General features: G+C 67.7%; 26 protein-coding genes and 1 tRNA gene. 17 read left to right on the top strand and 10 right to left on the bottom strand.

Translation table 11 applies throughout. The features are described 5' to 3' along the window. Positions 1–2: 2 nt before the first annotated feature. The 3 genes from LCY71_RS13545 (at position 3) to LCY71_RS13535 (ending at position 682) form a co-directional block, all read left to right on the top strand. Positions 3–185, top strand: coding sequence for an HNH endonuclease signature motif containing protein (locus tag LCY71_RS13545; protein WP_225335918.1), 183 nt, complete (start codon positions 3–5; stop codon positions 183–185). Positions 186–214: 29 nt separating this feature from the next. Continuing rightward, positions 215–331 (top strand) — tRNA-Gln (locus LCY71_RS13540). A 189-nt stretch (positions 332–520) separates the two neighbouring features. Then, positions 521–682, top strand: a complete 162-nt coding sequence (locus tag LCY71_RS13535) for a hypothetical protein (RefSeq protein WP_225333678.1) — start codon at positions 521–523, stop codon at positions 680–682. Here LCY71_RS13535 and LCY71_RS13530 read toward each other — a convergent pair. Continuing rightward, on the bottom strand, positions 673–1,395 hold the full coding sequence (locus tag LCY71_RS13530) for a GNAT family N-acetyltransferase (protein WP_225333677.1): 723 nt from the start codon (positions 1,393–1,395) through the stop codon (positions 673–675). The genes LCY71_RS13535 and LCY71_RS13530 overlap by 10 nt on opposite strands. Positions 1,396–1,949: 554 nt before the next feature. On the opposite strand from LCY71_RS13530, the gene LCY71_RS13525 reads away from it, so the two are divergent. Continuing rightward, a complete protein-coding gene (locus tag LCY71_RS13525; RefSeq protein WP_225333676.1) occupies positions 1,950–2,657 on the top strand; it encodes an HD domain-containing protein in 708 nt (235 codons plus the stop codon). Here the strand turns inward: LCY71_RS13525 and LCY71_RS13520 are convergent. The 4 genes from LCY71_RS13520 to LCY71_RS13505 form a co-directional block, all read right to left on the bottom strand. Then, positions 2,654–3,325 carry a LysE family translocator gene (locus tag LCY71_RS13520; RefSeq protein WP_225333675.1) on the bottom strand — a complete coding sequence of 224 codons (672 nt, stop codon included), beginning with the start codon at positions 3,323–3,325 and terminating at the stop codon, positions 2,654–2,656. The genes LCY71_RS13525 and LCY71_RS13520 overlap by 4 nt on opposite strands. A 39-nt stretch (positions 3,326–3,364) precedes the next feature. After that, positions 3,365–3,598, bottom strand: coding sequence for a DUF8066 domain-containing protein (locus LCY71_RS13515; RefSeq protein WP_225333674.1), 234 nt, complete (start codon positions 3,596–3,598; stop codon positions 3,365–3,367). 109 nt (positions 3,599–3,707) lie between these two features. Continuing rightward, the gene (locus LCY71_RS13510; protein WP_225333673.1) at positions 3,708–4,598 is read right to left on the bottom strand and encodes a coiled-coil protein; all 891 of its coding nucleotides are present in this window, start codon (positions 4,596–4,598) and stop codon (positions 3,708–3,710) included. 250 nt (positions 4,599–4,848) lie between these two features. Beyond that, on the bottom strand, positions 4,849–6,678 hold the full coding sequence (locus LCY71_RS13505) for a glycoside hydrolase family 2 protein (RefSeq protein ID WP_225333672.1): 1,830 nt from the start codon (positions 6,676–6,678) through the stop codon (positions 4,849–4,851). A 104-nt stretch (positions 6,679–6,782) separates the two neighbouring features. Between LCY71_RS13505 and LCY71_RS13500 the strand changes: the two genes are divergently transcribed. From LCY71_RS13500 to LCY71_RS13475, 6 genes are all read left to right on the top strand, one after another. Then, on the top strand, positions 6,783–6,950 hold the full coding sequence (locus LCY71_RS13500; RefSeq protein WP_225333671.1) for a hypothetical protein: 168 nt from the start codon (positions 6,783–6,785) through the stop codon (positions 6,948–6,950). Between the two features lie 26 nt (positions 6,951–6,976). Then, on the top strand, positions 6,977–7,393 hold the full coding sequence (locus LCY71_RS13495) for a DUF371 domain-containing protein (protein ID WP_225333670.1): 417 nt from the start codon (positions 6,977–6,979) through the stop codon (positions 7,391–7,393). Positions 7,394–7,430: 37 nt separating this feature from the next. Then, a complete protein-coding gene (locus LCY71_RS13490; protein WP_225333669.1) occupies positions 7,431–8,282 on the top strand; it encodes an endonuclease III domain-containing protein in 852 nt (283 codons plus the stop codon). 134 nt (positions 8,283–8,416) lie between these two features. Beyond that, the gene (locus tag LCY71_RS13485; RefSeq protein WP_225333668.1) at positions 8,417–8,938 is read left to right on the top strand and encodes a PAS domain-containing protein; all 522 of its coding nucleotides are present in this window, start codon (positions 8,417–8,419) and stop codon (positions 8,936–8,938) included. Positions 8,939–9,008: 70 nt separating this feature from the next. Continuing rightward, the gene (locus LCY71_RS13480) at positions 9,009–9,770 is read left to right on the top strand and encodes a helix-turn-helix domain-containing protein (RefSeq protein ID WP_225333667.1); all 762 of its coding nucleotides are present in this window, start codon (positions 9,009–9,011) and stop codon (positions 9,768–9,770) included. A 43-nt stretch (positions 9,771–9,813) separates the two neighbouring features. Further along, positions 9,814–10,125 (top strand): HalOD1 output domain-containing protein, encoded by a 312-nt coding sequence (locus LCY71_RS13475; RefSeq protein WP_225333666.1) that lies wholly within the window; start codon positions 9,814–9,816, stop codon positions 10,123–10,125. 148 nt (positions 10,126–10,273) lie between these two features. On the opposite strand, the gene LCY71_RS13470 is transcribed toward LCY71_RS13475, so the two are convergent. The 3 genes from LCY71_RS13470 to LCY71_RS13460 all read right to left on the bottom strand — a co-directional run bounded on the left by LCY71_RS13470 (position 10,274) and on the right by LCY71_RS13460 (position 13,954). Continuing rightward, positions 10,274–11,251, bottom strand: coding sequence for an aldo/keto reductase (locus LCY71_RS13470; protein WP_225333665.1), 978 nt, complete (start codon positions 11,249–11,251; stop codon positions 10,274–10,276). 45 nt (positions 11,252–11,296) lie between these two features. Further along, positions 11,297–11,701, bottom strand: coding sequence for a disulfide bond formation protein B (locus tag LCY71_RS13465; protein WP_373325170.1), 405 nt, complete (start codon positions 11,699–11,701; stop codon positions 11,297–11,299). 348 nt (positions 11,702–12,049) lie between these two features. Continuing rightward, positions 12,050–13,954 carry a beta-CASP ribonuclease aCPSF1 gene (locus tag LCY71_RS13460; RefSeq protein WP_225333663.1) on the bottom strand — a complete coding sequence of 635 codons (1,905 nt, stop codon included), beginning with the start codon at positions 13,952–13,954 and terminating at the stop codon, positions 12,050–12,052. A 288-nt stretch (positions 13,955–14,242) separates the two neighbouring features. Between LCY71_RS13460 and LCY71_RS13455 the strand changes: the two genes are divergently transcribed. From LCY71_RS13455 to gltB, 7 genes are all read left to right on the top strand, one after another. Next, positions 14,243–14,728 (top strand): DUF7984 family protein, encoded by a 486-nt coding sequence (locus LCY71_RS13455; protein WP_225333662.1) that lies wholly within the window; start codon positions 14,243–14,245, stop codon positions 14,726–14,728. Positions 14,729–14,856: 128 nt separating this feature from the next. Next, positions 14,857–15,597 carry a hypothetical protein gene (locus LCY71_RS13450; protein ID WP_225333661.1) on the top strand — a complete coding sequence of 247 codons (741 nt, stop codon included), beginning with the start codon at positions 14,857–14,859 and terminating at the stop codon, positions 15,595–15,597. A 255-nt stretch (positions 15,598–15,852) separates the two neighbouring features. Continuing rightward, positions 15,853–17,313, top strand: coding sequence for a proline--tRNA ligase (gene proS / locus LCY71_RS13445; protein ID WP_225333660.1), 1,461 nt, complete (start codon positions 15,853–15,855; stop codon positions 17,311–17,313). A gap of 65 nt (positions 17,314–17,378) precedes the next feature. Next, positions 17,379–17,633, top strand: coding sequence for a hypothetical protein (locus LCY71_RS13440; protein ID WP_225333659.1), 255 nt, complete (start codon positions 17,379–17,381; stop codon positions 17,631–17,633). A 127-nt stretch (positions 17,634–17,760) separates the two neighbouring features. Beyond that, positions 17,761–18,030, top strand: coding sequence for a hypothetical protein (locus LCY71_RS13435; RefSeq protein ID WP_225333658.1), 270 nt, complete (start codon positions 17,761–17,763; stop codon positions 18,028–18,030). 348 nt (positions 18,031–18,378) lie between these two features. Beyond that, positions 18,379–19,635, top strand: coding sequence for a Glu/Leu/Phe/Val family dehydrogenase (locus tag LCY71_RS13430; RefSeq protein ID WP_225333657.1), 1,257 nt, complete (start codon positions 18,379–18,381; stop codon positions 19,633–19,635). A gap of 488 nt (positions 19,636–20,123) precedes the next feature. Beyond that, positions 20,124–24,734 carry a glutamate synthase large subunit gene (gltB, locus tag LCY71_RS13425; RefSeq protein ID WP_225333656.1) on the top strand — a complete coding sequence of 1,537 codons (4,611 nt, stop codon included), beginning with the start codon at positions 20,124–20,126 and terminating at the stop codon, positions 24,732–24,734. 122 nt (positions 24,735–24,856) lie between these two features. On the opposite strand, the gene LCY71_RS13420 is transcribed toward gltB, so the two are convergent. Continuing rightward, positions 24,857–25,813, bottom strand: a complete 957-nt coding sequence (locus tag LCY71_RS13420) for a hypothetical protein (RefSeq protein WP_225333655.1) — start codon at positions 25,811–25,813, stop codon at positions 24,857–24,859. Positions 25,814–25,901: 88 nt separating this feature from the next. Beyond that, positions 25,902–26,024: a hypothetical protein gene (locus LCY71_RS21475; RefSeq protein ID WP_263654124.1), complete on the bottom strand. Its 123-nt coding sequence runs from the start codon at positions 26,022–26,024 to the stop codon at positions 25,902–25,904. Positions 26,025–26,101: the final 77 nt, after the last annotated feature.

Genomic DNA, 26,101 nt, shown 5'->3' with positions numbered 1-26,101 from the left:
ACATCGGACAAGAACCGGACGTTCACCACATCACACTGGTTCGGGAGTTTGACGACCCGCAAGAGGCACACACAATGGATAATCTGGTAGCGCTATGTCCGAAGTGCCACAGCAACGCAGAGTGGGGAAATATCCCGGACTCTGAGATCAAACCGAGGAGTGCCGACGAGTCCCGAAACCAATAAAACAGCGTGACTGCAATGCCGTAGTGAGAAGTCCCGTGGTGTAGTGGCCAATCATATGGGCCTTTGGAGTGACATACTCGACACCAATTGTAATGAGTTTGCCACGAGGAAAGCCCATGACGGCGGTTCGAATCCGCCCGGGACTATCCTGCTGCGAACAAATCCGTGAGCAGCAGGTATCCCCGCGGATTCGAAGCAGAAGGCGAGAGGATTCGAGCCTTCGAGGTTCGAATCCGCCCGGGACTATATAAAACATCTTGCATGTTTCGACCGCTCCCACCTGCTGGGAACGCCCGGTTCGCTTTAAGTGACAGGCGGCGAATAAACACGTGACGATGGAATCAGGTTTCACACTGCTCTCGAGTGGTGCCTACCTGGCGCACGCGACGTCCATCGAGACCCTCGTGGCGGACACGGTCGTCGGAGTGACGATCGCAGTGGTGCTGTTCGCCCTCTACTACGCGCTGGTACTGCGGCGGGCCGGGTCTCAGAGGTAGGACGCGTCCCATCGCGTGGGCTTGCGGGCGTTTCCGCACTCGTCGCACTCGATGCGGCCCATGGCGTCCATGGCGTTAGCGACGGTCCGGCAGTTCGAGCAGTAGAAGCCGTACTTCCCTTCGCCGTCGTCGTCGGCGTAGACCACTTTGAAGGGGGCGATGGAGCCCTCCTCGGTGACGTCGTGGTCGACGTAGACGGTACGGTCGTCGACGGGGATGGCCTCGCGGCCGGAGTCGCTCTCGACGTAGCGGTTCTCGACGTACGTGCGGCCGGCGATGTCGACTTCCTGCTGGCCGGCCTCCTCGAAGCCCTGCTCGTGGTAGAAGGCGTTGCCGACCGCGTTGTCGGCCAGGACCCGACCCTGGAGTCGGGTCGTACCCCGTTCGGCGAGGTGGTCGCGGGTCGCCTCGAAGAGGTCGGTTCCGATGCCGCGGCCGCGGTGGGCGGGGTCGACGTGGATCCAGAGGATGGTTCCGACGTCGTCACCGGTCAGGGTGCTCTCCGTGAATGCCACGACCTGTCCGTCCCACTCTGCGACGAGCAGGGAGCGGTTCTCGTCCTCCAGCGTCTGCGCCAGCCGGTCCTCGTCGTACCACTCCTCGATAGCGGTGGTGATCGCACGCGGCTCCAGAGAGTAGGAGGCCTGCAGCGAGCGCCGCGCCACGTCCCTGATCGCGGGTCGATCAGCGTGTTCGGCTGGTCTGACGTCCATACGCGCAGTGGACGACGACCAGTGCCTTAATACTTCACTCGAATGTCACGAATCGGACGTGCGTCCAGTTCGAATATCATTTGATGTGTATCCACCAAACCGTATCAATTCTTTAAGGACGTTCGGACAAACTCTTAATAATGACGATATCGTCCACTATATCGCCGAGGAATCGGATGTCACGGAAGATTCCCGGTTGTCCGTACAGCTCGGCGACCGCAGCGGCTGCCCGACGCGGTCGTCACTCGCACGGGCATACTACCCCCTGGCGCGCGGTCGGATCCGTCGCTCAACCACTCCGGATCACCGACCGTGTTCTCCTCCCGACGCGCGATCGATCGCAATTAAATTCGCGTAAACTATGTTTAACGGTATCGTAAGCCACGATTAGCGTATCTGAACCGAGCGTTACTCCGCTTCAGCGACGGGACGTCTGTCGCGCTGGATCGTTTTTCCGGGTAGTTTCGACGTTCGGTGCGTCGTAACGCTAAAGGCCCGAACGAACCATCTTATCCGTAAGATGAATATCGAATCGCGACGATGGAGGTGGTTCCGTGGGCGTCGAGATCCGTGAGTCACCGGTTTCGGACGGGGAGTTCGAGGCTATGAAGGAGTTCGTCCACGACTATCTCGCGGCCAGCGTCGAGAACGAGGACGAAGGCGGTCGAATGCGGTGGTACCCCTGGCACTCCGCCGAGTACCGGTTCAACCACATCCTGAACGTCGTGGAACTCGGCGAGACGATCGCACGCAAGGAGGGCGCCAACGTGGACGTCACCAGAGTTGCGGCCCTCTTTCACGACATCGCCAAGCTCGAGGCCGAACAGGACGCCCACGCCGAGGCGGGGGCGACCATCGCCCGCGAGTACCTCGAGACGCACGGCGACTATCCCGAGTCGTTCGTCCAGCAGGTCCACCAGGCCGTCAGCGACCACTCCTATCAGGGCGACCTCCGCGACCTTCCCCTTGAGACTCAGTGTCTCATCGAGGCGGACATCCTCGACAAGGTCGGCGCGAACGGGACCGCTCTGATGCTCCTGCGAATGGGCTACGAGGCTCGCTCGCACATGGACGCCGCCGACATGGTCGGTCGCGTCGTCGAGCGGGGCGAGGACGCGCGCGAGCGGATCGTCAGCGACGCGGCGCACTCCATCGTCCACCGGCGCCTCAAGCGCGTTCGCTGGTTCCGGGAGTGGCTCGAGGAGGAGGTCGCCGAGATAGACGCCGGCACTGACCTCGACGACGCGCCCACCGGTCCCTAGACCGGAAGCGCGTCCCACAGGAACAGCACGCCGAAGGCCGCGAGGACGGCCGCGGAGAGCCACGCGATCAGCTGTGCGGCCCCCTCGACGCGGCGCCTGGCGACCGCGATCGTCGCCGGGAACCCGACGATCCAGAGCCCGATCCCGCCGAACAGGCCGCCGAGTAGCGCCGGGCTCCCCGTCTCGACGACGAACGCGCCCGCCACCTGATCGCCGACGACCGGCAGCGGCGCCAGCACGTCGAGTTGCCCCGGTTCGAGCAGTTTGACGCCGACGGCCAGCCAGAAGACGATCTGGTAGGGGTTCGTGATGGCCAGCGCGAACGCCTTCCTGAATCCCTTCGACTCGCCGGTCGCATCGACGCCGTCGCCGAGGAACGGTCCCGCAGCGCGGGCCGCGTCGACCGCGAAGTACAGCATGAGCACTCCGCCGACGGCGACCATCGCCGTCCGCAGCGCCGGCGTCCGATCCACGACGGCGACGACACCCAGAAGCGCCAGTACGAAGAAGCACGCGTCGGCGACCATCGCGCCGAGCCCCGCTCGGAAGCCGGCCCCCCACCCGCGGAGTGCGCTCTCCTCGGCGATGACCGCGTTCATCGGGCCCGGCGGGGCAGCCAGCGCCAGTCCGAAGACGACACCGCCCGTTATCGTCGCGACCAGTCCCATCGGTGGCGTCTCTGTGTCGGACCGCCATATAGGTCGCGGCTATCCGTCGCGGTACTCCCGGCGGTCGGCCATCCGCTGCTGGGCGTCGGCGATGGCCTCCACCGCGCGGAGGAGCCGCCAGGCGAAGTAGAGACCGACGAAGAAGACTCCGAACAGAACGCCGAGCAGTACCTGCTGAACGACGAGCAGCGCGTAGGCGAGCACGAGCGCGTACAGCGCGACCGCGGCCGCGACCGCTCGCGGGGAGGGGCGAGGCGGGGACCAGCCTGTCATAGTACACGCGGGAAAGTCCCGCGACAAAGCTGTTGCGGTTACCGCTACGTACGAGAACCGACGGTGCAGCCGCTAGAGAACGGAGAAAACGGGGAGAAGAGACGCCGACTTAGAGCTTGCCGGCTTTCTGCAGCTTCATCAGGTCCTCGGTGTCGAGGGTCTCGCCTTCCTTGAACTTCTGGTAGATCTCCTCGGCCTCCTCGCGGGCGGCCTCCTGCTCTTCCTCGCGCTGGGAGCGCTCTTCGGCCTCCTCCTTCTTGTCGAGTTCGCGCAGGCGCTTCTGGACGCGGACGAAGTCCTCGTGGTGGCGGTCGGCGGCCTCCTGGGCCTCCACGAACTTCTCGTGCATCTCGTCGGCCTCGTCGCGGATCTCGTCGGCCTCGCGATAGGCCTCGATCATCTGGTTGTGGTGCTTCTGGGCCTCGTCTGCCAGCTCCGTCACCTTCTGGTGGTGCTGGCTCGCCTCGGAGCGGACCTCCTCGGCCTCCTCCTTGAGTTCCTCGAGGTCGTCGGTCTGATCGAGCTTCTCCTTCTTCTCGGCGAGCTTCTCGCGCTTGGTCTCGATCTTCTCGATGAGCTCGCGCTCGTCCTCGCTGGAGAGGACCTCGGTCTGCTGCTTGAACTCGAGGTCTTCGATTTCGTCCTCGAGCTCCTCGATGGACTTGCCCTCGTCGAGTTCAAGGTCGTTCTTGAGCTTGTCGACCTTGTCGAACAGCTCGTTGGCCTCGGCGTTGAGCTCGTTGCGGCTCTCCTTGTGCTCCTGAACCTGCTCGTTGAGCTCGTCGCGCTGCTCGCGGTGTTCCTGGGCCTCGTCGACCTTCTCGCGAGTCTTTGCGTTCAGGTCGTCGCGATCGGACGCCCGCTCGGACGCGAGCTGGTTCAGCTCGTTTCGTCGATCGCGGAGCTGCCCGGCGAGCTTGATGAGCTCGCCCTTCGACTTGTTTTCGAGGTCCTCTTCGGTGAGTTCTACGTTCTTTGATTCGTCTATCGAGTCTGCCATGTTTGTCAAGCCTCTATGCCATGCCGCCCCGGCGCGGAACAGTCGGGTGCCTACCGATGATGGGCTGCCACCGATAACAAGGGTTCCCTGTCATGCTGGGCGTAAGCGATACTGCCCGAACGCCGAAGCGTTCTGGTGACTACTGATTGGAGCGGGAGTGTTTTAAACGTTCCGGTCACCCTGAACGCGTGGATCGGTGTCACACGCCCTGACGGTGGGACGTGAGATAGTAACATGGATCCGAGGCGACTTAAATAGCGTAGCTGTTGCGGGCGACGTCGTCCTCGACGGCCACGGCGAGGGTCACGTCGTCGCCGGCCGACAGCGACAGGGTCGTCACCGTCGCCCGGCCGTAGGCGTCGACGGCCACTTCGGTCTGTTCCCGCTCGCCATCGACGTCCCACTCGACGGTCAGCGTCGACCCGGTGGGGCGGTCGTGGAGTACCACGAGGTCGCTCTCGCCCGGCGTGGGGTCGGCCAACACCGCCTGGACCGGTTCGTATGCCCGTCGAAGGCGCTCGAAAGCGGGCTTGTCCGCTCGGTCTGGCCCGAGGAGACCCATCTCGGAGTCGCCGACGTCGCGGAGCGCGTAGGCTGCGAGCGCGTCGGCGTCGCGCCGGCGCAGCGCTTCCGCCGTCCGCCCCACGACGGTCGCCTGCGTCGACTGTGCCGCCCCGACCCCGCCGTCGGCGCGTGCCGGGCGCGGTTCTCCGTCGGCGGCGTCCCCGGGGGGGTTCTCGTCGGCCGGTGCGCCGGCACCGAACTCGGCGACGACCGCGCCCAGTCCGTAGCGGTCGCGGATCCAGTCGAGGTCACCGACGTCGCCGAACTCCCAGCCGGGGTACAGCGTCGCGGCGTCGGGCTCGACGCCCGGCCGACCGACGACGGGCACCGTCGGCACCTCGCTCACGGCGTCGGCCACCGACTCGGCCGGTTCGTGGTCGTAGCCGGCCCGCCAGGCGCGCCACCGGAAGCGGAGCCGGTCGATTAGCCCCGACCCCAGTCCCTCCGCGTAGGCCGGCACGGGGTCGTCGTGAACCGACACGGCCGCCAGGCTCGGGTGACGACGCCGCGTCCGCTCGAGGCGCTCCGCGAGTTCACGGCCGCGTTCGGCGTCGAACTCGCCGGGACCGGTCAGCGGGAGGTCCTGCCAGACGAGCACGCCCGCCTCGTCGCAGGCCTCGTAGACGGCCGGTGAGAGGACGTGCGCGTGTGCACGGACGAGGTTCGCGTTGGCCTCGACGGCGCGCTCGACGTCCGCGGGAGTCCCGTCCACGAGGTTCACGCCGCGGGCGGGGGCCCGCTGTCCGTTGATCGCGAGGCCGTCCGCCCACTCGACCGACCGCAGGCCCGTCACGGTCGTCCGGACCGCGTCGTCCAGCTTGGCCCGGACGGCGTACCGCGGCTGGTCGCCCAGGTCGTGGGGCCACCACAGCGAGGGGTTCCGGACGTCCAGTCTGCCGGTGACGGTGGCGCGTCCCGGGTCCGTCTCCACGCTCGCGCGGTTCATCGTACCGCCGCCGCGGGCGTCGCCCTCGGGTCGGAGCGAGAGGGTGAGCCGGTCGTCGAGCGGTTCGTCGGTGACGACCGTGGCGGCCACGTCCACGGACGCGTCGTCCTCGTCGTCGATGCGCGGAGCCGCCGTCAGCGACTCGACGTACGGGTCCGGATACGTCTCGAGGCTCGCACCCCACCAGACTCCGGGAACTGCAGCCGCATCGGGGACCTCGTCGGTGGCGTGGACGCCGCCGAATCGGTCCTCCGGGCGGCGGCACTCGACGATCACCTCGTTGTCGTCCTCGACGGGGAGGTCCACGCGGAGCGGCTCGAAGTAGGCGTCGTGCTCGGCGACCTGCTCGCCGTTACACCACACGCGCGCGTGAGCGTACACGCCGTCGAGTTCGATCGCGGCGTGGTCCTCCCTGGGCCCGCGCGGATCGGCGAATTCGGTCCGGTAGGCGACCGCGTCCGCGCCGGCGAACGCCGCCGGTCGGCCCGGCAGTTCCACGGGCTGCCACTCGGCGGCCGTCGGGATACCGTTCCCCGGATCGACCGCCGCTCCCCGCCACGAAAGCGACATGTGTACCCGGGTGTGCTCCGTCGTCAAATCCTTTGCGCCCGCCACTTTCACTTTCACCGCGCGGTTGGCTCGCCTTGACGTGTGTCCGGCACGGACGGTGAACCATGATCGAGAAACTCGGCGGCGAGGCGATCACGTGCGAGGCGGCCGGCTGCGACCGCACCCTGGACGAACCGGCGCTCGTCTACCGGACGGCGGCCGGCGAGCGCCGGGCCTACGAGTGCCCCTGCGGCGCTGTCACGGTGACCGTCGCGTCCGAGTCGACTCGTTGAAGTACGGGTGTCGGAAAGGGCGTGGTATGGAAGAAGCCGTCCGCGCGCGCGGCCACGAACACGTCAGCGCCGAGCACGCGAGCACGCTCGAGGTGACCGGAGACGACTACCTGACGCCGGCCGGGGACTGCATCCTGGCCGTCGAGGCCGACCGCGTCCCCGCCGACTTCGATCCGGAGTTCGTCGCGGCCTGTCGGGACCCCGACGCCACCATCACGGCCACGATCGAGGCCGGCGGCGAGCGTGCGACCGTGACTGGCCGGGGCGATCCCGACCTGACCTTCGAGAGCGAGCGCAGCCACGTCTGTCGGACCAGCGACTACGTCGACGACCGCACGGTCATGGTCGGGGCCGACGCCGCGGCGGCCGACCTCGACCGGGACCTCGTGGCCACACTGGCCGACGGCGCCGAAGCCACGTTCACGCTCGCCGTCAGGCGATAGCGAGCCCTTTTCCTCCGCTCCCCGCGTCGGTACGCCCATGAGCGAGGATCCGGAGCCGGCCCGTAACATCAGCGGCGGAGCGGCCGGCGGGGGGAGCGCCGCCGAGTTCGACCCGGAGACCGCCGGCACTCGCGCCGAGGCGGTGGTAGACCGACTAGGGGAACTGTACTGGACCAAGACCTACGGCGGCCGGGACGCCCTCGAGTGTCTCGTGCGGACCGTCCTCAGCCAGAACACCTCCGACAAGGCGAGCCAGCCCGCCCACGACGCGCTGATGGAGCGGTACGCTCCCGGCGGCGAGGCCGACGAGGAGGACGACGGCGGCGACCTCGCCGCCGCGCTCGCCGAGGCGGACCAGTCCACGCTGGCCGAGACGATCCGGCCGGCCGGGTTGTACAACCAGAAGTCCGAGACGCTGATCGCGCTCTCGAAGCGGGTGCTGGAGGAGTACGGCTCCGCCGCGGCGTTCGACGAGTTCGTCCGCGAGGCGGACCCCGAGACGGTCCGTGAGACCCTGATGGACATGAGCGGCGTCGGGCCGAAGACCGCCGACTGCGTGCTGCTGTTCGCCGGCGGCCGCGAGGGCGTCTTCCCCGTCGACACCCACGTCCATCGCATCGCCCGCCGGCTGGGCGTCGCGCCCGCCGACGCCGACCACGAGGGCGTCCGGGCCGCGCTGGAGCGGGCGGTCCCCGAAGCGAAGTGCGGGTTCGGCCACACGGCGATGATCCAGTTCGGACGGGAGTACTGCAGAGCGCGCAAACCCGCCTGCCTGGACGACCCGGAGGCCTGTCCCATGGCGGACCTCTGCGACCAGGTCGGCGTCGACCTCGAATCCGGTTCGGTCGTGGATCCCGCGGACCGGGCGTCTGACGACGCTCGATCCTGACTGGAGCCGCCGACGCAAGGTCCGGGCGCTGGATCGGTAGCTCCCGCCGCTGAGGGGCGACAGACAACGCGTTCTCACCCCGGGCGAGCCGAGGGCGTCACCCATAGGTAGTCTGCCCGCCAACAATCGGGTCAATGAGCGGTTCTACGCCCCGGACGACGCCGGAGGACGTTCTCGCCGTCTTCGGCGGAGTAGACGACCCGTGCGAGCCACTCGCGACGAGTGAGGTCGCGGCGCGGGTGGGCTGTGAGTACCGGACTGCGTTCGAGCGCCTCGATGCACTGGCCGAGCGTGGCGACGTCGACTGGAAGCGAATCGGCCCCCGAGCGCGGGTCTGGTGGCGTCCGCTGTCGGCCGCCGGTCGGACAGCTCCGGAGCGGCCCAACGAGAGCGAGCCGTCGAAGTCGCCGAGAAGCGGGGAGCGGGACCGGATCGAGCGGATCCTCGAGGCCAGTCCCGTGAGTATCGTCGTCGTCGAACCGTCCGGCGAGATAGCCTTCACGAACGAGCGCGCCGAAGAGACGCTCGGCCTCGAACGTGATGAGATTACCAGCCGGACGTACCGCCAACCGGACTGGAAGATCTCTTACGAGGACGGGACGCCCGTACCCGTCGAAACACCCCGTCACTCGCGTTCTGGAAACAGGAGATCCTGACTACGGGTTCGAACACTGGATCGAACTCCCCGACGGAACGGAGCGGTGGCTCTCGAGTAATTCCGCTCCAGTGCTGAACGAGGAGGGAGGTGTTGAGTACGTCGTCGTCGGCTTCGAGGACGCGACCCCGCTGAAGGAGCGCGAGGACAAGTTGACCAGCGACGAGTGGCGCTCGATCGAGTTGTCCTCTGAAGAACTGTTCCAGCCGTTTCTCGATGCCGCTGACGGGAGCGTCCGGATCGACGTCGATCAGGTGGTGACGCTGCCCGACGGGACGGCGCTCCAGTACGTCACCGCGACGAACATCCCGGCCGGGGCACTCGTCGACGCGTTCGAGGGCCAGTCCGGCGTTCTCGGCGTGCGATTGCTCAGTTCGACCGCGGAACACAGCCGGGTCGAAGTCCACGTGGCGGGCCCGACAGTGCCGCTCGTGTTCGATCGCCTCGGCGGAGCGGTGCGATCGCTGCTCCGGTACGGGGCCGATGGCAGGCCCAGGCTTACCGGTGAACTGCCGGGGCACGTCGATCCCCGGACGGCGATTCGGGAGGTGCGAGAAGCGTTTCCGGACGTGGAACTGCAGTCCCAGGCGCTCCGCTACACGCCCCGGCTCCTGTACGACGTTATCGAGGAGGAACTGACTGACCGACAGCTTACGGCCCTGCGAGCGGCTTACTACGGAGGCTATTTCGATCTCCCCCGACGGAGTTCCGGCGACGAGGTGGCGACCCGGCTGGGCGTCACGCGACAGACGTTCAACCAGCACCTTCGCAAGGCCGAAGAGACCGTCTTCGAGCAGTTGTTCGAAGCGTCGGGGAAAGGAGAGGCTGACTAGTCAGTCTGACCCCTTACCCCGTCGACGCCCCTCCCCCAGACTGATGAGTTCTACCACGAATCCAGCCGACGAACACGACGGCATCGGGTACGACCCGGAGACGGACACGTACGTCAGCCAGCACGACTGGACGGACGTCGAGCCGCTCTATCTCACCGTTATCGAGACGGTCTCTGCAGTCACCGAGACGGAACCGATCGCGATGGAGCCCCTGTATTCGGTCCTCGACCCGGACGCGCTCGAGACCCTCCTGTCCACTTCGCGTGACAGCGGCGTCTCGATCTCGTTCCTGCTCGATGACTGTACCGTCAGAGTCGCGGACGACGGCGAGGTGAGCGTCGGTCTGGAACGATGAGCGAGGCCGACGGCGCTCTCCCCCGGGACGTGTAAACACGCAGGCCGCCGGCCGGGCTGACCGCCTCGTACGGACTGTTGCAGGTCAGTACCGGTACGACTGCCCGACGATGGACAGTCGTACCGGCAAACAGCTACGACAGTCCGTATCAGTCCCCGCTCGCGCCCGCCTCGTCGATCCGCGCGCGCTGGTCCTCGGAGAGGTCGACGTCGACGGCGCCGAGGTTCTCGTCGAGCTGGTCGACCGTCCGGGCGCCGACGATGGGCACGCAGGTGAACTGTTCCTCGTCCATCAGCCAGCGCAGGGCGACCTGCGCGGGCGTGGCGTCGGCCTCCTCCGCGACGGCCTCGATCTCCTCGACGACGTCCCAGGCATCTTCCGAGAGGTACCAGTCCTCGAAGTGCTCCTCGAGGTCGCCCCGGGAGCCGTCCGGCGCCTCGACGTCGCCCTCGGCGGTGCGCTCGTACTTGCCGGTCAGCAGACCGCCGTGCAGCGGCGAGTACGGGCAGACCGCGAGGTCCTGGTCGGCGCAGACATCGAGGTACTCGTCGACGGGCTCGCGGTGGACCGCGGAGTACTGGGGCTGAGTGACGGTGAAGGCCTCGTAGTTGTTCACGTCGGCCTGCCAGAGGCCCTTGGTGAGCTTCCAGGCGTCGCACGTCGAGATGCCGACGTGGTGGACCTTCCCCTCGCTGACGAGGTCGTCGACCGTGCGGAGGGTCCGCTCGATCGGCGTCTCGTCGTCGAAGCGATGCAGGTACAGAACGTCCAGGTAGTCTGTGTCGAGCTTCTCCAGCGATCCCTCGACCTCGGCGCGGACGTTCTTCCGCGAGAGGTTCTCCTGGAAGCGGGAGACGTCCGACCAGTAGCACTTCGAGGCGATCACGAAGTCCTCCCGGTCGCGGTCCTCGAGCCACTCGCCGATCCACTGCTCGCTGCGGCCCTCGCCGTAGCCGTTGGCCGTGTCGATGAAGTTCCCGCCGCGCTCGGCGAAGGCGTCCAGCAGTTCGTGGGCCTCCTCGCGGTCGGTCTCCATCACGCCACTGGAAACCTCGCCGAAGCGCCAGGTTCCGAGGCAGATGGGCGATACCTCCAGACCAGTCGTCCCGAGTCGGACGTAGTCCATACCGGCGGTGCTCTCGCCGACCACATAACTCCACTGTCACCGAAGCTACCATTCCAACCGCCACGCGGCCAGCGCCGCTGCGCTGGCCAGCAGGAAGGCGATCAGCGCGAGGTTCGGAATGGTTAGACCGGCGAGACGATACTGGACGCTCGCGCACCCGCCGAGCGAGCACGAGGACGAGGCACCGGACGCCTGGAGCCAGGAGTGATACGCCGCGATCCCCGCGCCGAGGACCGACAGCGGCAGGACCGTCCGGTAGGCGCTCGTTCGTCCCTCGAGGGCAGCCACTCCCAGCACGACCACCAGCGGGTACATCAGGATCCGCGGGTACCAGCACAGTTCGCACGGCAGTAGTCCCATGACCTCCGAGAAGTAGAGGCTCCCCGCCGTCGCCACCGCGGCGACGACCGTCCCGAACGCCAGCAGCCGCCGCTCAGTCACCCGGTCCACCCCGTTCAGCGCGTCGCTCACGGGCGCGGGTTCGACGGACTGGGCCTTGGTTTTTCCCCTCAGAGCTGTGGTAGTATAACAACCACGTCGTTCTGGCCGCGAGCGCGTTTAATCGCGCGAGACGCCGGGATACTCACTTCGCTCGTCTCCCGAGCCCACGCTCACTTCGTTCGCGTGGACGGGGACGGGCAGGGCTGCATTCAAGCATCCGCGCGAGCGCAGCGAGCGCGGTTCACTCGCGAGCGGCGTCGCCGCTCGCGAGCAGTTTTTCGCCCACGTTTTTCCAAGGAATGGTGCCCGCAGCGAGCGAAGCGAGCGAGGACACCCGACGCAGGAAAAAGGTGGTAGCTAGATAAAGCGGAACGTCTCCATGTTCTGCGGGGCGAACGTGCGCATGTTGAACTCGTGATAGAGGCCGGAGGAGAGGTCCTGCGTGGCGGACTCGTCGCCGTGGACGCAGAGGACCTTGTCGGGACGGGGATTCATCGTGCGCACGAAGTTCTCCAGGCCCTGGCGGTCGGCGTGGCCGGAGAAGCCGTCGAGCGTCTGGACGTCCATCTCGAGGTCGACCGTGCCGTCGCCGACGGGAATCTCGTTCCAGCCGTTCTGGATGCGCCGGCCGAGCGTGCCCGTCGCCTGGTAGTCGACGAAGGCGAGCGTCGAGTCGGGATCGTCGCCGAGGTATTCGAGCCAGGACCTGACGGGGCCGCCCTCGAGCATGCCCGTCGTCGAGAGGACGATGCAGGGCTCGCCGTCGGAGATCGACCGGCGCTCGTCGTCGCCGCCCTCGACGCGCTCGAACGCGTCGGCGAGGAAGGGGTTGTCCTCCTCGTCGAAGATGCGGTCGCGGAGGTCGTCGCGGAGGTACTCGGGGTAGGTCGAGTGGACGGCGGTGGCCTCCCAGATCATGCCGTCGAGGTAGACGGGCATCTCGGGGACGTCGCCCTCGCGCATGGCCTCCTCGAGGACGACCATCACCTCCTGGGCGCGACCGACGGCGGAGGCGGGGATCAGGACGGAGCCGTCGCGGTCGTGGGTCTCGGTGACCAGGTCCGTGAGCTTCCGCTCGGCGTCCTCCTGGTCGGTCTGGTGGTCGTTGCGGCCGCCGTAGGTGGATTCGAGCACGAGCGTCTCGACGCGCGGGAAGTCGTTGACCGCGCCGTCGAACAGGCGCGTGTCGTCGTACTGGACGTCCCCGGAGAAGGCGACGTTGTACAGGCCGTCGCCGATGTGGAAGTGCGAGATGGCGGAGCCGAGGGCGTGGCCGGCATCGTGCAGGGTGAGCTTGACGTCCGGCGCGATGTCCGTGACGTCGCCGTACTCGAGCGGGATGGCGTGTTTGATCGCCTCGCGGACCATCTCGGAGTCGTACGGCGGGGATCGCCCCTCGTCGCCGGCGCGGTCGAGGTAGTCCAGCGTCAGCAGGCCCGTCAGGTCGCGGGTCGGCTCGGTGCAGTAGATGGGGCCGTCGTAGCCGTACTCGTAGAGCAGCGGGATCAGCGCGGCGTGGTCGAGGTGGGCGTGGGTCAGCACGACGGCGTCGATGGTGCTGGCACCCGAGCCCAGCGCTTCGGGAAGCTGGAGGTACGGCTGCTCTTCTGCCGCACCGGGTTTCGCCCCGCAGTCGATCAGAATGCGGGTGTCGGGCGTCGAGAGGATAAACGCGGCCCGGCCGACCTCGCGGCAGCAGCCCAGTGTGGTGACGCGGACGTACTCGTCGTCGGACATCGGCTCGCGGTGGATCTGGCGGCCGACCCGTTCGAGGATGTCCCGGCGGTCCTCGCGCTCCTGCTTGAGGAAGTTCCGGACGTTCTCGACTGCCGTGGACTCGATCGGCGGCGTCCGGACGACCTCGGGCGTCCAGCCGACCTCCTGGGTGATCTCCCGGAGCGTCTTGCCGTGGCGACCGATGACGACGCCGGGCTTCCTGGCCTGGATGACGACCTCGCCCGTCTCCGGGTGGAACTCGAGGTCGGTCACGCCGGCCTCCTCGGGGATCACCTCGAGGATGCGCTCCTCGGCGTCTTCCGGTCGGGCGAGGACGTCCGGGTCGGGGCGGACGGTAATCCGCTTGCGGAGCTTGCTCGCCAGCCGGCGGATGAGATCGCCGTTCCGGGCGAACTTCTTGGGATTCCGGGTGTAGATCACCAGCTCCGGCCCCTCGTATTTCACGTCCGAGATGGAGATGTCCGGCGGTACCTCGTCCGCGATCTCTGCCCTGACCGTCTCGAGTTGCTTGTCGACCGTGCTCATGACTGAGAAGTGATGCCCGCCCCTGCCGCGGTCGGTCGGGCCGACCGGCGAGTGCTGGAACGGACGCTGTGTGAGGACATAGTTACGTAGACTGCTCGGCGTCGACGTTCACTCCGAACCCCGCGGCCCGGAAAACCGACGTATACCTCAGGGTATTTGGCGAGGATTATAAAAGCCTTCGCAATACCTGAAGTTAGACGCCTGCGCAGTTCCGGCGTCGCTTGCGATACCGGACGTCCCGACGGCGCGAGCGACACCGAGTAGTACGACTGCCGCGAACGGGAGGGCATGGACGTCACGCCCGCTCGCGTGCGGCAGGAGGCGGACTGGGTGCGGGAGCGCGCCGAGGTTGTGGCGCTGATCAACGACACGCGCGAACGCCTCGCCGGGGAATTCGGAGCCGACGTCGATCCGGTGACGGCGGCGGATTACGAGGCCGAGGTCGACGCCGTCTTCGCCGACGGCGACCGAGCGGTCAACGTTGCCGCCCTGGTCGGCCTGCTCCGCGACCTCGACGTCGAGGGCGACTACCCCGGCTTCGTCGTCGACGAACTGCTCGGCCGGGAGCTGGCGGCGACCGTCGCGGGCGACCAGCCGCTGCGGCTGCTGGCGGAGGCGACCTTCCACTACGCGGACGTACACACGCACGGCGACGAGGCCGACGCCGCGGGCGCGGACGACCTCGACGCGGCGCTGGCGGCGGGGTTCCAGACCCGGCTCCCGGGCTGGTCCTGGCGCGAGGGCGCGAGCCCGTTCGCGGTCGACCGCGCCTGATACGGACTGTCGTAGCTAGCCTCGGGTTCGGCCGCCCAGCTACAGGCGGCCGGACCGAAACACGGCTACGACGGCCAGTATGACAGGTAGTGGACACCCTTTTGAAACCCCCGGACGTGAGCCCGACCATGGACACCATCGGGGTCATCGCGGAGCCCGACCACGCCGTGTTCGGTCGGGTGGCAGAGCGCCTCGCGGCGCGCGGGTTCGAGGTCAGGTTCTTCGAACCGGGCGAGCCCATCGACGACGGGACGGTCGCCGGGCTCGCGGCGCTCGTCAACGGCCGGCTGCGGCGGCGCTCGCTGGCGGCGCTGCGGACGGCGGACCGGCGGGGGGTCGAGACCTGGAACGGCTTCCTCCCGTCGACGGCGCTGTCCTCTCGCCTCGTCGCGCATCGGGCCCTCGAGGCCGTGGGCTGCGACGTCCCCGACGTGCGCGTGGCGGCGGGCGACGGGGACAGTGGCGCCGCCTCCGACGGACGCTACGTCGCGCGCGGGCTCTACGACTGGGACCCGCCCGCCGGCGCCGACCGCCTGCTCTACCGGGAGCGGGTCGGTGACGACGCCGTCCACCAGAAGTACTACGCCGTCGACGACGGCGTCGAGACCCACGTCACCGCCGTGCAGGTCAAGTCGGAACTGATCGGCGACGACTCGGTGATCTGTGAGGCCGACGTCGCCGTCCAGCGGGCGACGCGGGTCCGGGAGCTACTCGACCGTTTCGGTGCGCGAGCGCTCGCCGTCGAGTTCGTCGAGGACGGGGACGACGCCTACGCCGTCGACGTCGACGCGGCACCCTCCTTCGTCGGGGCGGGGATGGACCGTCACGTGGCCGACTCAATGGCGTCGCTGACGACCATCGGCGCCTGACGGCTGGCGGCGCGGAATGTGGATGGCAGTGCGACCCGTACGCGACACTGGGTGTGGGCGGACATCACAGTCCGCCAACGACCGAGAGGGGGAGAGCCCGGCTGTCGGGGAGAACCGCCGGAAGCCAACGGGCCCGGCGGCCAGGGGGAACGACCGCCGGGCGAACGGTTCTGGTCCCGTCGTCCGGTATAAACCCGCGCCCGGCCTCGGACCCAACTCGGGTCGTTTATGGCCCTCGTCGCCGAGAGGCGAGACATGAGCGATCAGCAGGAACAGGAACTCGGCATCACCACCTCGAAGGAACACGAGACCGGCGAGTGGTACGCCGAGGTCGTCCAGAAGGCCGGCATGGCCGACTACGCCCCGATGGGCGGGTTCATCGTCACTCGACCTCGTGGCTACGCCGTCTGGGAGCGGATCCAGGACCACCTCGACGGCTGGTTCAAGGACACCGGCGTCGACAACGCGTACTTCCCCCTCTTCATCCCCGAGAGCTACCTCGAACGGGAGAAGGACATCGTCGAGGGGTTCGACCCCGAGGTGGCGTGGGTCACCCACGGCGGCCACGAGGAACTGGAGGAGCGCCTCGCCGTGCGCCCCACCAGCGAGTCCATCATCGCGCCGTTCATGGCCCAGTGGATCCGCTCGCATCGTGACCTCCCGATGCGGCTGAACCAGTGGTGTAGCGTCGTCCGCTGGGAGGCCACTGAGACCAAGCCGTTCTTCCGCACCAAGGAGTTCCTCTGGCAGGAGGGCCACACCGCCCACCACGACGAGGACGACGCCTGGGACGAGACGATGACGCGCCTAGACCAGTACGCGCGCCTCTACGAGGACGTGATGGCGCTGCCGCCGCTGAAGGGCCGCAAGCCCGAGCACGACAAGTTCCCCGGCGCGGACACGACGACGACCGTCGAGGCGCTGATGCCGGACGGCAAGTCCGTCCAGGCCGCGACCTCCCACTACCTCGGCACCTCCTTCGCCGAGGCGTTCGACATCACCTACGTCGACGAGGACGAGGAGGAGACCACCGCGCACACCACCTCCTGGGGCCTCTCGTGGCGCGCGATGGGCGCGCTCATCATGACCCACTCCGACGAGCAGGGCCTGGTCCTCCCGCCCGCGCTCGCGCCCGAGCAGGTCGTCATCGTCCCCATCTGGCAGGAGGACAACAAGGAGGAGGTTCTGGAGTATTCAGCCGACGTCGCGGCCGAACTCGACGAGGCCGGCGTCCGCGTCGAACTGGACGACCGCGACCACCGCAACCCCGGGTTCAAGTACAACGACTGGGAGCTCAAGGGGGTCCCGCTGCGCATCGAGATCGGGCCCAACGAGGTCGCAGACGAGGAGATCACCCTCGCCCACCGCCCCGACGGCGAGACGCAGACCGAGAGCCGCTCGGACCTGGCCGAGACCGTCCGCGACCACCTCGACACCGTCCACGCCAAGCTCTACGCAAGCGCCGAGGAGACGCTTGAGGGCGAGATCCGCGAGGCCGAGTCCCGCGAGGAGATCCTCGGCACCATCGGCCAGCACGGCGGCTACGTGAAGGCCGGCTGGTGCGGCGACGAGGACTGCGAGGAGCCCATCAAGGAGGCCATCGCCGCCGAGATCGTGATGGTGCCGCTCGACCCCGACGAGGAGCCGATCCACGACGACTGCGCCATCTGCGGCGAGGAAGCCGAGGAGACGGCCTACTTCGCGAAGACGTACTGACGGAGCGCGCCGCCCGGATAGTGAGGGCGTTTCGCACACCACTGTCGGCCTTTTTCCGCTTTCCCGTGCTCTCGACTCACACGCCCGTCACGATCGAGCGGTCGCTCGGTCCGGAAGACGCCCCGCAACTGGTCGACCGCTACGGGACGTACGACTGGTGGGCCGACTGCGGGGAGACTGAACTCCGCCGGGCGCTCGCGGCGACCGACGAGGCCGTCGCGGTGCGCGACGAGGAGTCGGGCGACCTCGTGGCGGCCGCACGGGTGCTGACCGACTACCTCTCACCAGCGAGAGGGTCCCGCCGTTTACGGCGGACGTGACTCGCGCACACTCTGCGGTTCCTCGCCTACCGGCGCGCGGAGTAGTTTCAGGTATCCGCCCCGTTAACGAGACGTTTCACTCGAACGGTCGCCGCCGCCTTTGAGCCGCCGCCGTCTACGACTCGATATGTCTTCGGCGCCACAGATCCAGGCCACGGAGGAGGGCGACGACTACTACCACGTCCGCTTTCGCGACCCCGACCAGTTCGACGAGATCCGAACGCCGGACTGGGCGGACGAGGTCGGCGACTCAGTCGTCGAGGGGTCGGAGGTGCGGACCGGCCAGGCGGAGGACAGCGACGAGTGGCTCGTCCAGAGCGTCCTGATCCCGAAGAACCAGGGCGAGGACCGCGCGCGCGATCAGGCCAGGGAGATCGTCGAGAAGATCAACGACTGACGAAGCGACCACTGGTACTGGCAGTCGGCGACTCGGTCGCTCTCGGTCGACGATCGGAACGAGGAATGGGGATGCGGGAGCGTGTGACGTTCTCCGATGCCCCCGGGTATCCCTGACGAGTGGTCTCACATAAAGGGGCGTCAGACTACCGTGTGACGATCGGCAGACGGAGGGTAGTTCACATTGCTATTGATCGCGCTCGCAACGTCCTTATATTGTTTATATCATACCCCTACCTTGGGTAGAGGCCATATTATACTTACAATATCTTGAGTAACATCCATGTGAGACCGAAGGGACAAATACGATTCCGGTGAATATTTACCGAAACTCTACAATCGTCCAGATATGGCAGAAGAGGCCAACCCGTTCGAGAGCCTACAGGAACAAATCGACGAGGCGGCACAGTACCTGGACGTCGACGAGGGGATGCTGGAGCGCCTGAAGAACCCCGAGCGCATCCTGGAAACTAACCTCTCCGTGGAGATGGACGACGGGTCCATCGAGGTGTTCCGCGCGTTCCGCTCGCAGTTCAACGGCGACCGCGGCCCCTACAAGGGCGGTATCCGCTACCACCCGCAGGTCAGCCGCGACGAGGTCAAGGCGCTGTCCGGCTGGATGGTGTACAAGACGGCGACCGTCGGCATCCCGCTCGGCGGCGGCAAGGGCGGCATCATCATCGACCCCGACGAGTACTCCGAGAGCGAACTCGAGCGCATCACGCGCGCCTTCGCGAAGGAACTGACTCCGCTGATCGGGGTAGACAAGGACGTTCCCGCGCCCGACGTCAACACGGGCCAGCGGGAGATGAACTGGATCAAGGACACCTACGAGACGATCGAGAACACGACCGAGCCCGGCGTCATCACCGGCAAAAACCTCTCCAGCGGCGGGAGCGAGGGTCGCGTCGAGGCGACCGGTCGCTCGACCGTCATCGCCGCCCGCGAGGCCTTCGAGTACCTCGACAAGGACATCCACCAGGCCACCGTCGCCGTCCAGGGCTACGGGAACGCCGGCTGGATCACCGCGAAGCTCATCGAGGAGATGGGCGCGACCGTCGTCGCCGCCTCCGACTCCAGCGGCGGCATCTACAACGAGCACGGCTTCGACGCGGTCGCCGCCAAGGAGCACAAGCGCGAGACGGGAAGCGTCGTTGGCTTCGAGGGCGCACAGGAGGAGATCAGCAACGAGGAGCTCCTCCAGCTCGACGTCGACCTGCTCGTGCCCGCCGCGCTGGAGAACGCCATCGACGCCGAGGTCGCCGAGGGCGTCCAGGCCGACGTCATCTCCGAGGCCGCCAACGGCCCGATCACGCCCGAGGGCGACGACGTGCTGGAGGACAAGGACGTCCTCGTCGTCCCGGACATCCTGGCCAACGCCGGCGGCGTCACCGTCTCCTACTTCGAGTGGGTCCAGAACCGCCAGCGCTTCTACTGGGACGAGGAGACGGTCAACGAGCGCCTGGAGGACATCATCGTCAACCAGTTCGACACCCTGACCGACGCCTACGAGGAACACGACCTGCCGAGCATGCGCGTCGCCGCGTACGTCGTCGCGATCCAGCGCGTCGTCGAGTCGGCCGAGCAGTCCGGCGTCTGGCCCTAGCGCCGCCGACGGCGAGACTTCGACTGCGGACGCTCTCTCTTTCCCTTCGACGATCGACAGCGAGACCGACGGGTACGCCGCTGGCGTTCTCTCACGGCGAGACCGGCGAACGTCTGGAGCAATTGCCCGATACCTCGACGGCCACTGTATAAGGAATATAATCAGAATCCGCGAGTCCGGTTTCAGTTAACGCCACCGGAAATACTAACCTGAGACGCGGTACGAGTCGTCGAAGACACCACTTTGCCGCAGCGCGCCCGCCGACCTGCACTGAGGGCAATTGACTTCGTTCGCCGTCGATCACTCTACCGAGCGAACACGACCTGAACCGCACCTGTAGCACGATCGGCCGCCGAGGCGTGATCGGTCGCTGAGGCCGGTCTTACACGAAAGTTCATTTATTAATTATATCCATGGGTATGGGTATAAGGACCCCTTATTGTATCAGGATTAACCACTTATGGTCGGAGACGGAGGTACCGCTCACAATGGTTGAGCGACACGACAGCGGCGAGTCCGGCGGCGGCCCCGGGCTCGCGGATCCGACCGACGCCCGGTCGAACTGCGGGGTCGGTGCCATCATGGACCTCGACGGCGGGTCCCACAACTGGGTCGTACAGGACGGGATCGAGCTCCTCGAGAACCTCGAACACCGCGGGACGACCGGCGCCGAGGAGAACACCGGCGACGGCGCCGGGATCATGCTCCAGATTCCCCACGAGTTCTTCCGGGACGAACTGGACGTCGACCTCCCCGCGCCCGGCGACTACGCCGTCGGCACGCTCTTTCTCCCGAAGGACGACGCGGACGCGAAGGCCGGCCTGAAGGCGTTCGTCGAGGACAAGCTGGCCGAGGAAGGACTGGGCGTGCTCGCGTGGCGGTCGGTTCCCACGGACAACTCGGACCTCGGAGCGACGGCTCTGGAGTCCGAGCCCGACGTGGTTCAGGTGTTCGTCGAGTCCGCCACCGGCGCGTCCGGCGACGAGTTCGACCGCCAGCTGTACGTCGGCCGCCGCGTCCTCGAGAACGCCGTCGAGGACGAGCGGCCCGCCGGCCACGAGCGCTTCTACGTCTGCTCGCTGGACAGCGAGACTGTCGTCTACAAGGGCCTGCTCAAGGCCGAACAGCTCCCCCGATACTTCCCGGAACTGACCGACGAGCGGCTGCGCTCTACCTTCGCCCTCGTCCACGCGCGCTTCTCGACGAACACGCTCGGCGCGTGGCACCTCGCCCACCCGTACCGCAACGTCGTCCACAACGGCGAGTTCAACACCATCCAGGGCAACATCAACTGGATGCGGGCCCGCGAGACGGACATCGCCCACGAGCAGTTTGACGACGAGGTCGAGAAGATCAAGCCGATCATCGACGACCCCGAGCAGTCCGACACCGCCAGCGTCGACAACGCGCTGGAACTGCTCCTCCGTGGGGGGCGCAACCTACCCCACGCCCTGCGGATGCTCGTCCCAGAGGCCTGGCGCGGCGAGATGAACGACGTCACCGGCGACCGCCGGGACTTCTACGACTACCACGCCTCGCTGGTCGAGCCCTGGGACGGCCCCGCGCTGGTGGCGGCGACCGACGGCGACCGCATCGGCGCCGTTCTCGACCGCAACGGCCTGCGCCCCTGCCGGTACGACGTGCTGGAGGACGACACGCTCGTGATGGCTTCCGAGGCCGGCGCGCTGGACAACGCGCCCGAGGAGATCAGCGAGCGCGGCCGCCTCAAGCCGGGCCAGTGCTTCCTCGCCGACCCCGAGGAGGGCCGGGTCATCCCCGACGAGGAAGTCTTCGAGGACATCACCGACGACAGGTACAGCGAGTGGGTCGACGAGCAACAGGTCGCCCTCGACGACGTCGTCGACCGCGAGACCGACGCGCCCCTCGACGAGGTCGACTCCCTGCGCTCCTATCAGGCCACCTACGGCTACACCTACGACGAGGTCGACCACCTCATCCAGCCGATGGCCCAGCAGGGCAAGGACCCCGTCGGGTCGATGGGCGACGACACGCCACTCTCCGTCCTCTCGCAGTTCAACCGGCCGCTGTTCACCTACTTCAAGCAGCTGTTCGCTCAGGTCACCAACCCGCCGCTCGACTACATCCGCGAGGAACTGGTCACGTCGCTGGAGTCGCGGCTGGGCTACCAGCGCAACCTGCTGGACGAGAGCGAGGAGCACGCCCGACAGCTCGTGCTGGACTCGCCCATCCTCACCGACGAGGAGACGGCGGCCGTCAAGGAGCTTGGGTCATCTGAGGATGCCCCCGCAAACCAGAACTCGCAGAGTTCTGGTGACCTCGACGAGAACGGCATGTCGACGGCGGTCGTCGACGTCACCTACGAGGCGGGCACCGACCTCCGCGAGGCCGTAGAGACCGTCCGCGATGAGGCCACCGAGGCCGCCCGCGAGCACGACGTCGTCGTCCTCTCGGACCGGGCGACCGGTCCCGATCGGGTGCCGATCCCGAGCCTGCTGGCCGTCGGCGGGGTCCACCACCACCTCGTCCGCAACGGCCTGCGAAACCACGTCGGCCTCGTCGTCGAATCGGGCGACCCGCGGACCGTTCACCACTTCGCGACGCTGATCGGCTACGGCGCGGGCGCGGTCAACCCCTACCTCGCCTACCAGACCATCGAGGACCTCGTGGCCGGCCCCGACGGCGCCGAACTGGAGCAGGCCATCGCCGCGTACGTCACCGCCGTCGAGGACGGCCTCCTGAAGACGATGGCCAAGATGGGCATCTCCACGGTCGAGAGCTACCAGGGCGCCCAGATCTTCGAGGCCGTCGGCCTCTCCTCGGACTTCGTCGCCGAGTACTTCGAGGGGACCACCTGCCGCACCGAGGGCATCGGCATCGAGGAGATCGAGGACGACCTCCTGCAGCGCCACGAGGTCGCCTGGAGAGACGAGGAGCCCGAGATGAATCGGACCGGCGAGTACGAGTTCCGCTCCGACGGCATCCACCACCAGTGGAACCCGGACACGGTCGGCAAGCTCCAGCAGGCCGTTCGGACCGGCGACTACGGGACCTACGAGGAGTTCGCCGAGCAGATCAACGACCAGCAGCAGAACCTCCAGACCCTGCGGGGGCTACTGGAGTTCGACGGCGAGGAGCGCGAGCCCATCCCGGTCGAGGATGTCGAGCCCGTCGAGGACGTCGCCCAGCGCTTCGAGACGGCGGCGATGAGCCTCGGGTCGCTCTCGCCGGAGATGCACGAGAACAACGCCATCGCGATGAACCGGCTCGGTTCCAACGCCAACACCGGCGAGGGCGGCGAGCCCCCCGAACGGTTCGGCACCGAGAAGGAGTGCGGCGTCAAGCAGGTGGCGTCCGGCCGCTTCGGCGTCACCAGCGAGTACCTCTCCTCGGCCGAGGAGCTACAGATCAAGATGGCCCAGGGCTCCAAGCCCGGCGAGGGCGGCCACCTGCCCGGCAAGAAGGTCAACGAGATGATCGCCCACGTCCGGTACGCGACGCCCGGGGTCGGGCTCATCTCGCCGCCGCCGCTGCACGACATCTACTCCATCGAGGACCTCAAGCAGCTGATCCACGACCTGAAAGCGGCGAATCCGGAGGCGGACGTCAACGTCAAGCTCGTCTCGGAGGACGGCATCGGCACCATCGCGGCCGGCGTCGCCAAGGCCAACGCCGACGTGGTACACATCTCCGGTCACTCCGGCGGCACCGGCGCCTCGCCGAAGACCTCGATCAAGAACGCCGGCCTGCCCTGGGAACTGGGCCTCGCCGAGGCCAACCAGATGCTCCGGGCGACCGGCCTGCGCTCGCGCATCCGCGTGACCACCGACGGCGGCATGAAGACCGGTCGCGACGTGGCCGTCGCCGCCCTGCTGGGCGCCGAGGGGTACGTCTTCGGCACGGCCTCGCTGGTCACATCGGGCTGCGTCATGGCCCGCCAGTGCCACGAGAACACCTGCCCGGTCGGCGTCGCCACGCAGGACGAGGACCTGCGCGACCGGTTCCCCGGCGAGCCCCAGCACGTCGTCAACTACATGACCTTCATCGCGCAGGAGCTGCGAGAGATCATGGCCGAACTCGGCTTCGAGACCCTCGACGAGATGATCGGGCGGGCCGACCTGCTCGACCAGCGCGACGATCTCAAGGACCCCAAGGCCCGGAAGCTCGACCTGTCCGCGGTGCTGGCCGAGCCCGAGGGCGACGACGACTCGATCAAGACCCGCGAGCAGACCCACGATATCGACGAGCAGCTCGACTGGGATCTGCTCGACCAGGCCGAACCGGCCCTCGAGGACGGCGAGCCCGTCACTATCGACGCCGCCGTCGACAACGTGGACCGCGCGGTCGGCGCGACCCTGTCAAACCGCATCTCCCGCGAGTACGGCGGCGACGGCCTCCCCGACGACACGATCCAGATCGACTTCGACGGCACCGCCGGCCAGTCGTTCGGCGCCTTCCTCCAGGGCGGCGTCACGATGAACCTGGTCGGCACCGCCAACGACTACGTCGGCAAGGGGCTCTCAGGCGGCAAACTGATCGTCCGCACGCCCGAGGAGGCCGCCTACGACCCGGCCGAGAACGTCCTGATCGGCAACGTCGCGCTGTACGGCGCGACCCAGGGCGAGGCCTACGTCAACGGCGTGGCCGGCGAGCGCTTCGCCGTCCGCAACTCCGGCGTGAAAGGCGTCGTCGAGGGCGTCGGCGACCACGGTTGCGAGTACATGACCGGCGGCGCCGTCGTCGTGCTGGGCGACACTGGGAAGAACTTCGCGGCCGGCATGTCCGGCGGCGTCGCCTACGTCTACGACCCCGAGGGCGACTTCGAGGAGCAGGCCAACACCGGCATGGTCTCGCTGTCCCGGACGCTCGAGGAGAAGGACCGCCAGATGGTCACTCGCCTCGTCGAGAACCACGCTACTTACACCGGCTCCGAGCGCGCGAAGGCGCTGCTAGACGACTGGGAGGCCGCGCTCGACGACTTCGTGACGGTGATGCCCGACGCGTACGCCGAGGTCATTCAGGAGCGCGAAGGCGACGACGTGCGCACCGAACCGCCCGCCTCGGCCACCGCGGGCACGGACGGTGCCAGCACCGACTTCGCGGCCTCGACCGACGACTGATCGGTCCGTCTGCCGGCTGCCGACGGCTCAGAACCGCTCGTCTTTCTCGTTTCCCTCGCGGTCCCGGCAGCTGTTACCGCGATCTCGTCCGTCGGTGGGGCTCGACGGTCGCTGACGGGCAATCAGGACGGCAGGCCCGCCGAGGTGACGTAGGACAGCGCCGCGCTGGTCGCCGAGCAGCTGGTGAACGCGACGGCGGCCGGCACCACCGAGTCGGTCCTGGCGACGCCCACCGAGCCGAGCGCGACGACGAGCACCTCGCCGCCCGCGTACAGCGCGCCGGCCGGGCCGGCGACGCCGACGACCCGGTCGTGGACGCCGCCGGCGAGCACCAGCGCGAGGGGGACCGCGGCGACCGCGGTGAGCCACCGGTGGTCGTACCAGTGGGCCGCACACGCGGGGAGGGCGATCGCGAGCGCGAGCAGGACCGGGACGGCGAACGCCCGCAGCGGTCCCGGCCGCACGAGCGACGTCGGTCCGATCAGCGCGACGAACAGCGTCGTCAGCCCGGCCGCCGTAACGCCGTCGCTCGCGGTCCGCAGGGTGGGCTGGACGATTACGTGTGCGAGGAGCAGGTACGCCGGGAGACCGAGTGCCAGCCCCAGCAGGGTTATCACCGCCGAGACGTGGACGGCGGCACCGGGCGTAGATCGTGATCCACTCAGCTCGTAGAACGGCGTACCGGTCAGGTCACCGACCAGAGCCGCGACCACCAGTGCGAGTGCGGGGCCGGCGAGCGCCGCGGCGACGAGCGGCAGGTCCCCCCGACCGGGAAGCGCGAGCGGGACGGACAGGTCCCGGACGCGGACGTACGCCACGGCCGCAACCGTCAGCCCACCCGCCACGACGACGGTGGAGGCGAGGGCGGAGACGACCAGATGCTCCGGTCCCGTGTCGGCAAGTGGTGACGCGACATCGCGCATCGCGCCTGCGAGCGGCGCGCCGACGGCGGACGAGACGGCAACGGCCACCTGGAGCACGCCGAACGCGAGCGCGGCCAGGGCCGCCTCCCGCGCCAGCGGGTACCGCTCCAGCGGGGCGGCGAGGTCGGCCAGCGAACTGCGAGCGGGGGTGGACATGGCACTACGCGGAACGGCCGAGTGAATAAGCCTTGTCGACACGCTCGCGGACGGCTGGGGAGCGGTCGGGGCCTCGGCAGACGCCGGCCTATACCCACTCCTCCAGGCAATCCGTGGAGCAGAACGACAGGTCCACCTTCGAGTCCGACCCCTCCACGTGGGCCAGCAGGGTGTACGCCGTGCCGTCCGTGTCGCAGTTGACGCAGCTCATGGTCGACCGAAGCGGTGGTAATCAGTTAGTTAGCCGGTGTTTACTTCTCGGTTTTCACTCCGAAACGGGCGGGCGAC

The organism is Halomicrobium urmianum, from assembly GCF_020217425.1.
In the GTDB taxonomy this organism is placed as follows: domain Archaea; phylum Halobacteriota; class Halobacteria; order Halobacteriales; family Haloarculaceae; genus Halomicrobium; species Halomicrobium urmianum.
This window is presented reverse-complemented; position numbering and strand designations above follow the sequence as displayed.

Bases quoted from the DNA above. Each gene is read 5' to 3' on its own strand.
- LCY71_RS13520 (WP_225333675.1), bottom strand. From the start codon at position 3,325: ATGGGACTGGTCGCGACGATAACGGGCGGTGTCGTCTTCGGACTGGCG.
- LCY71_RS13485 (WP_225333668.1), top strand. From the start codon at position 8,417: ATGAGCGGTTCTACGCCCCGGACGACGCCGGAGGACGTTCTCGCCGTC.
- LCY71_RS21475 (WP_263654124.1), bottom strand. From the start codon at position 26,024: ATGAGCTGCGTCAACTGCGACACGGACGGCACGGCGTACACCCTGCTG.
- LCY71_RS13505 (WP_225333672.1), bottom strand. From the start codon at position 6,678: ATGTCGCTTTCGTGGCGGGGAGCGGCGGTCGATCCGGGGAACGGTATC.
- LCY71_RS13430 (WP_225333657.1), top strand. From the start codon at position 18,379: ATGGCAGAAGAGGCCAACCCGTTCGAGAGCCTACAGGAACAAATCGAC.
- LCY71_RS13500 (WP_225333671.1), top strand. From the start codon at position 6,783: ATGATCGAGAAACTCGGCGGCGAGGCGATCACGTGCGAGGCGGCCGGC.
- LCY71_RS13420 (WP_225333655.1), bottom strand. From the start codon at position 25,813: ATGTCCACCCCCGCTCGCAGTTCGCTGGCCGACCTCGCCGCCCCGCTG.
- LCY71_RS13510 (WP_225333673.1), bottom strand. From the start codon at position 4,598: ATGGCAGACTCGATAGACGAATCAAAGAACGTAGAACTCACCGAAGAG.
- LCY71_RS13470 (WP_225333665.1), bottom strand. From the start codon at position 11,251: ATGGACTACGTCCGACTCGGGACGACTGGTCTGGAGGTATCGCCCATC.
- LCY71_RS13535 (WP_225333678.1), top strand. From the start codon at position 521: ATGGAATCAGGTTTCACACTGCTCTCGAGTGGTGCCTACCTGGCGCAC.
- LCY71_RS13515 (WP_225333674.1), bottom strand. From the start codon at position 3,598: ATGACAGGCTGGTCCCCGCCTCGCCCCTCCCCGCGAGCGGTCGCGGCC.
- LCY71_RS13455 (WP_225333662.1), top strand. From the start codon at position 14,243: ATGGACGTCACGCCCGCTCGCGTGCGGCAGGAGGCGGACTGGGTGCGG.
- LCY71_RS13495 (WP_225333670.1), top strand. From the start codon at position 6,977: ATGGAAGAAGCCGTCCGCGCGCGCGGCCACGAACACGTCAGCGCCGAG.
- LCY71_RS13475 (WP_225333666.1), top strand. From the start codon at position 9,814: ATGAGTTCTACCACGAATCCAGCCGACGAACACGACGGCATCGGGTAC.
- proS (WP_225333660.1), top strand. From the start codon at position 15,853: ATGAGCGATCAGCAGGAACAGGAACTCGGCATCACCACCTCGAAGGAA.
- LCY71_RS13530 (WP_225333677.1), bottom strand. From the start codon at position 1,395: ATGGACGTCAGACCAGCCGAACACGCTGATCGACCCGCGATCAGGGAC.
- gltB (WP_225333656.1), top strand. From the start codon at position 20,124: ATGGTTGAGCGACACGACAGCGGCGAGTCCGGCGGCGGCCCCGGGCTC.
- LCY71_RS13490 (WP_225333669.1), top strand. From the start codon at position 7,431: ATGAGCGAGGATCCGGAGCCGGCCCGTAACATCAGCGGCGGAGCGGCC.
- LCY71_RS13460 (WP_225333663.1), bottom strand. From the start codon at position 13,954: ATGAGCACGGTCGACAAGCAACTCGAGACGGTCAGGGCAGAGATCGCG.
- LCY71_RS13435 (WP_225333658.1), top strand. From the start codon at position 17,761: ATGTCTTCGGCGCCACAGATCCAGGCCACGGAGGAGGGCGACGACTAC.
- LCY71_RS13450 (WP_225333661.1), top strand. From the start codon at position 14,857: ATGGACACCATCGGGGTCATCGCGGAGCCCGACCACGCCGTGTTCGGT.